We start from the raw sequence: 5885 nt of genomic DNA on the forward strand, positions 1-5885 counted from the left end.
TGAAAGGGAGTATTGATATACTTGTTCTTTCTGTCATTGCACAAGGTTATACATATGGTTATGAAATTGCTAAAAGTTTAAAAGATAAAAGTAATGACTTATATCAAATGAGCGAGGGTACGTTATATCCGGCTTTGAAGCGTCTAGAAAAGAAGGGATATTTAGAATCTTATTGGGKAGATTCTGTAGCTGCAGCAAGAAGAAAACATTATAAGTTAACCGACATAGGAAAAGAAGAACTAAATAGAAAAACAAACGAATGGAGACAAGTAAATCGTCTTATTCAAGTATGTACGGAGGGATTAAGTTGAATAAAGAGTTAAAGAACTATATCAAGCATATTGTTGAACAAACAGATATGTCAGATGTAGAAAAAAGAGAGTTAGAATCAGAACTCCAAGATCACCTATTACTTCTCACAGAAGAGTATATCGTTGATGGATATAGTGAGGAAGAAGCTATCAAACTGGCTACTCAAGCATTTGGAAATGAAAAAGCTTTGAGTAAAGAATTAAATAAGGTTATTTCTCCATATAAAATGCCTTTAAAAATCCTAAGTGGTGTGTTGTTTTCCTTTTACGTATGTGTTGTATGGATTATTTTAATAGGTGGACCAGGAAGGTCGTCAGCTGGCGTATACAATCCCTATGATTGGAAGATGAATATAAATATTATCCCTTTTAAATCAATTATGTGGTATGCAACTGGCATTGATCATATTAATTTAAGTACGATTTTATATAACCTATTTGGAAATATAGCTATATTTGCACCTTTAGGCTTTTTCTTACCTGTATTATTTAAAAAGTGTATTAACGTAAAAAATGTTCTTATTTATTCGCTCTTAGCTAGTTTTATTATTGAGGTTATCCAATTTGTAGCACATAGAGGACAAAGTGATGTTGATGATATTATCCTCAATGTTGTTGGTGCTTATATAGGCTATTTAAGTTATAAACTATTGAGAACTCTAAGCCTGAAAGCTGTACAATTGGTTTCTTTTAAAACTACTCATAAATAATATCAAAGAAAAAAGCAGTTGAAATAGATATGTTCAACTGCTTTTTTGTTCCTAGAAAATGGTTTTATGTTAACTACAAGGCGAAAAAGCCATCTTTAGGAAAGATAGCTTTTTCTACTGATAAATATTAGGTTGTAAATGGAGTCCTGAAAGACTTCTCAAGTAGTTTACTCAAAGGTTGCACCAGTTATGCAATCTTTACATAGCAATTTCGCACTACCCTATTGCGTAAGTGAAAGTTTTAAAAAATGTATCTATATTTTCATTTTACGAAACAGATACGGAAAAGTATGAAGATCTTTATTAAAAACTCTCAAATAAGAGAGTTTTTTTATTTTTTGTATAAAAAACACAACTTTTTTTGAAAAACTCTCGTCTAAGTAACGAATATTGGTTAAAAGGATGGTCAGGATATTGGAAAATACAAAAAAAGAAGAAATCGAGCGTTGGTATGACGACCATAGCGACGCCATATTAAAATTTATTTTAATGCTGGTGAAAGATTATCAGCAAGCTGAAGATTTAACGCATGAAACATTTGTAAAAGCTTACCTTTCTTATGATTCCTTTCAGAAAAACTCTAGCGAAAAGACGTGGCTGTTCCGTATTGCACATAATGTTACCATGGATTATTTTAGGAAACAAAAACCCTTAAGTCTTTTGAAAGATTTTGTTCTTTCTAAAACAGACAATAATCCTCTACCTCAAGAGATGATTGAGTTGAAAGAAACCTCTCTAGAACTGTATCAAGCGTTAGAAAAGCTTAAAGAAGCCCACAGAAAGGTCATTGTACTACGAAAAGTGCAGGGGTTTTCTGTTAAAGATACAGCTACTATCCTAGGATGGTCTGAAAGCAAAGTAAAATCTACACAGTTCAGAGCAATTCCTGCTTTGAGAAAGCAGTTAGTAAAGGACGGATATGTATATGAAGAAACGGTTTAATTCTTTTATGGATGATAGTTCACTGGAAAAATTGAATGAAGAATTGGTCTGGAAATCAAACCGAAAACAAAAACATAAACAGCGACTTTTAAAAGCCATTGACCAATTGGAACAATCAGAATCAGTAAAATTTGAAAAAGATGTATTCTTCAAGAAACAAAATCGCTCTCTAAGAAATGTTGCCTACTGTGGCATTGCACTTGTCATTTTGAGTGGGGCATTCATTAGTTCAGCATTTGTTTCTCCAGCAATGGCCCAAGTGGCTGCCAAAATCCCTTACTTAGGAGAGCTGTTTAAACAAGAGCCTGTATCTGATGTATTGTATAAAGAGCTTGAGAAAAAAGGATATAAAATTGATTCTTTAGGTCAAACTTATTACGGCGGAAAAAAACAGATTGAGATATCTGTAACGGGAACAGAAAAATACTTTAAGAGCGTAAAAGGTGATATTCGTAAGATTGTAAGAAATAGGTTAGAAGCACGTCATTATGACGGTTATAAAGTCAAGATTACAAGATATGACCCTTCTGAATATGAGTATAAACCTGATCCTCGTCAAGAAAAATACGATAAAATTGATCATGAGATTAATACAGAATTGAAAGAACATAATTACCATGTGTTATCTTCCACTATTGGAGGTTTTGATCAAGATGTGAAAGTGGAACTTGAGGTACCTGATACTGAGAACCATATTAAAGAGATTAAACAAATAGTTAACAATGTGCTCGTTAAAAATAAAGAAGAAAAAATGTCAATCAAAGTATATAAAATAAACCTCAAGAAACGTGATCAAGAAGGGAAATGGGGAGATATTATTAATGAAGTTGGTGAGGATTTAGTAGGGAAAGAGAAATATCATGTGGAAACGATCGGATATTCTGTTCATGCTGAACCACAACTACTCATCTACACCTCATTAAGTCATTCTGAAAAGGATAAGCAGTTTGCCAATGAACTTGAGGAAGTTATTGATGAATTCCTTCAAACAAAAGACATGAAGGCCAAAATAAAAGGTGATTCTTATAAAATCATTATTTACGATAACAGAGAGAAAAAACTAAATTAAATAGACAGGTTAATACCCTCAGGAATAGACTCGCTATTTCTTTGGGTATTTCTCATTAAGTTGAATCAAACGAATTACGATATATATAAGTGAATTTCCCTCGAAAATTGAAAACTATTTTAAGTTTGAAGCGTCTAATTATTGATCTCAACAAATCTATATAGAAATGGTGTTTTACAGATGGAACGTAAAAAATCAGAAAGCTTTAATTATGGGCTTGCTTTCACCCTTTTGTTATTTTTTATTATTAGTTGTGTCGCTATTTTTAATGCCCAGCAAACTGGACAGTACACAACAAACTTCGTCGTTAAACAAGTGGAATGGTACATTGTAGGCGGAGTCATTATCTTCATGATGATGAGGCCTGATGAAGACCAATTGAATCGGATCACGTGGTTTTTCTACGGTTTTACTATTTTTATTCTTATTTTGCTAATTATTTCGCCCACAAGTATTGCTCCTCTCAAAAACAATGCGAAAAGTTGGTTTGTGCTTCCTGGAATTGGTTCCATACAGCCATCCGAGTTCATGAAAATCTCATTAATATTAGCGTTTAGTAAAGTAATTCAACAACACAATGAAAAATTTAGAGTTAGAGATGTCAGGAGTGATTTGCTGCTGATTGGAAAATTGGGTGCAACTCTTTCTATCCCGATACTTTTGATTATGCAACAACCCGATTTGGGAACAGCACTCGTAATGATTTTTTTATTTTTTATGATGTTATTTATTTCAGGTGTCACGTGGAAGCTCATTCTTCCTATTTTTACTTCTATGGGAGTAGTCGCTTCTATCATTTTATATATGGTACTGAATCATGCGGCAATCCTAGAAAAATATCTTCATTTACACCCCTACCAGTTTGATCGTATTTATGCGTGGTTTGATCCAGAATCATATGCTGGAAGTCTTTCCTACAACTACTTGCAGGTTGTAAAGGCAATTGGTTCGGGTTCTATATCAGGGCGAGATACCTCCCATTATGCTGTGTATGTTCCGGAAAAGCATTCAGATTTCATTTTTAGTGCAATTGGAGAGAATTATGGATTCGTGGGAACAAGTTTGGTTCTCCTTTTGTTTATGGTATTAATTTATCAAATTATAACGGTAGCATTTCATACAAAGGATAAATATTCTACGTACATTTGTACAGGAATTATATCCGTTATTTTCTTCCATGTTCTTGAGAACGTAGGAATGTGTATAGGTCTTCTACCTATTACAGGCATTCCTTTACCTTTTATAAGCTATGGGGGCAGTTCTCTTATGAGTAGCATGTGTTTGATGGGACTCGTTTTAAATATTAGTTTTAGATCAAATGTGTATATTTTCGACCAAAGTGAGAGGTAACTAGAAATGAATCAAGAAGTGAAAAGTAATGAACCAAATATGACGTCTCAAACACGTCTACATATATTAAAATATATTTTATTTGTATCTTTTGGACTCTTGTACATTGGCTTTTTTATGTGGTGCTTGTAGCCTATTAACCTGATCCAAATATTTTAAGCAAAATAAGTTAAAAAAGTAAGTTAGATTTATAATCTCATAATTAAGTGAACAAAAAAAAGAATCCTTTGCAAACCTGCAAAGGATTTTCAAATTTATTGGAATAGGGGGAATACGTTAGTAGTCTGGCCAGATTTGTAGATTCATATACATATACCTTTTAAAAAAATGTTGTCATTCACTATATTTATAGAAAATAACCTTGTCTACGTTTTGTTATTCTTTAAGTAAACATTAAAGTATTTTATATATTTTTAAGGTTTTACTATTTATACTTAGTGACGACAAATGTGGACTTTTTCTATAACGTGTGTAAATGATAACATTATTTTTAATAAAGTATGTTTATATTTACTTAATTATATGACAGAAAGTGAAACTAAACATAATCAGTCTTATGTAAACTAAGTTTGTATAGCATATACAGCCTAAAATAGAAAAGCTACTGTGCCTCAACAGTAGCTTTTCATTAAAGAAAGTGGGTTAGAAATACCAATKTYGGAAGGTATTCGATTACATTTTGTTCCTATTTCCTAAAAAATATACTAACAGCAAATGAAGAAAAAAGAAAATGTCATAAATGGAAGGGGTTACGCCCCTTTTGTAGTTCGCTCAACATATAGAATATTATTCATTATTGCAAGTACACAATGATCTAAAATTGAATATGACATATCGTCTATAAAGGTAAATTACTTTTTGTACACTAAGCAAAATTCGACTCGAAAAAAGCCAAATGCCTGTACGTTAAGGAATTTGGCTTATGTTATAGATTAATTTTTATTCAAGGGTCTTATTGAATCTCGCAGAAGAACGATTTCATCATTCAGCAATTTAGTTTTTTATTTCCCCTTTATGTGCTCATCAAGTTCATCCATATGCTGATGAAATTTCTCAGGATCAGCACATACTTTCCCTATATCTACGGCAATATTTCCAACTTGTACGATTGTTTTTCCAACTTTTTCTCCAGCTTTTACGATTTCTTTTCCAATTTCCTCGGCTTCTTTTTTCACTGCTTCCACACCTGATTTTACTGTGTTCCCAATAGCGTTCCCAATACTACTAAGAGCTCCACCCAAGTCAAAATTCATAACTGTATTTTCATCGGTTGTTGGGTCTAAGTCTTGATTAACAAAAGTGACAACTTTATTGTTTAGCGTTTCTGGGTCAAGATCACTTTTATATATTGCTTCTGTTGAGTCTAAGATTTCATTTGCCTTTATCATAAGAGAATTGATCAAATCCGAATTATGTTCATTTCCAGCAGGGTAAATAAGGTCTCCCTTTTTAGTTTTTAAGATAGCTAGAAACGTAGTGTCATCTCCCTCTTTAGGCTCACAC

6 protein-coding genes are annotated in these 5885 nt (G+C 32.6%); 5 read left to right on the forward strand and 1 reads right to left on the reverse strand.

Annotated elements, in window-relative coordinates; all coding sequences use genetic code 11:
- From AC1DRF_RS14835 to AC1DRF_RS14855, 5 genes are all read left to right on the forward strand, one after another.
- The coding region (locus AC1DRF_RS14835; RefSeq protein WP_477741027.1) for a PadR family transcriptional regulator at positions 1–311 on the forward strand (311 nt) is incomplete at its 5' end.
- Positions 308–1021 carry a VanZ family protein gene (locus AC1DRF_RS14840; protein ID WP_477741028.1) on the forward strand — a complete coding sequence of 238 codons (714 nt, stop codon included), beginning with the start codon at positions 308–310 and terminating at the stop codon, positions 1019–1021. The genes AC1DRF_RS14835 and AC1DRF_RS14840, both read left to right, overlap by 4 nt.
- 414 nt (positions 1022–1435) lie before the next feature.
- Positions 1436–1963, forward strand: coding sequence for an RNA polymerase sigma factor (locus AC1DRF_RS14845; protein ID WP_218813111.1), 528 nt, complete (start codon positions 1436–1438; stop codon positions 1961–1963).
- A complete protein-coding gene (locus AC1DRF_RS14850; RefSeq protein WP_477741029.1) occupies positions 1947–3032 on the forward strand; it encodes a DUF4030 domain-containing protein in 1086 nt (361 codons plus the stop codon). The genes AC1DRF_RS14845 and AC1DRF_RS14850 overlap by 17 nt, the downstream gene beginning before the upstream one ends.
- 180 nt (positions 3033–3212) lie before the next feature.
- Positions 3213–4382 (forward strand): FtsW/RodA/SpoVE family cell cycle protein, encoded by a 1170-nt coding sequence (locus tag AC1DRF_RS14855; protein WP_116740902.1) that lies wholly within the window; start codon positions 3213–3215, stop codon positions 4380–4382.
- A gap of 1001 nt (positions 4383–5383) precedes the next feature.
- Here the strand turns inward: AC1DRF_RS14855 and AC1DRF_RS14860 are convergent.
- On the reverse strand, positions 5384–5885 hold a 502-nt coding region (locus tag AC1DRF_RS14860), incomplete at its 5' end, for a hypothetical protein (protein ID WP_477741030.1).

The organism is Priestia sp. P5_B4 (assembly GCF_056400385.1).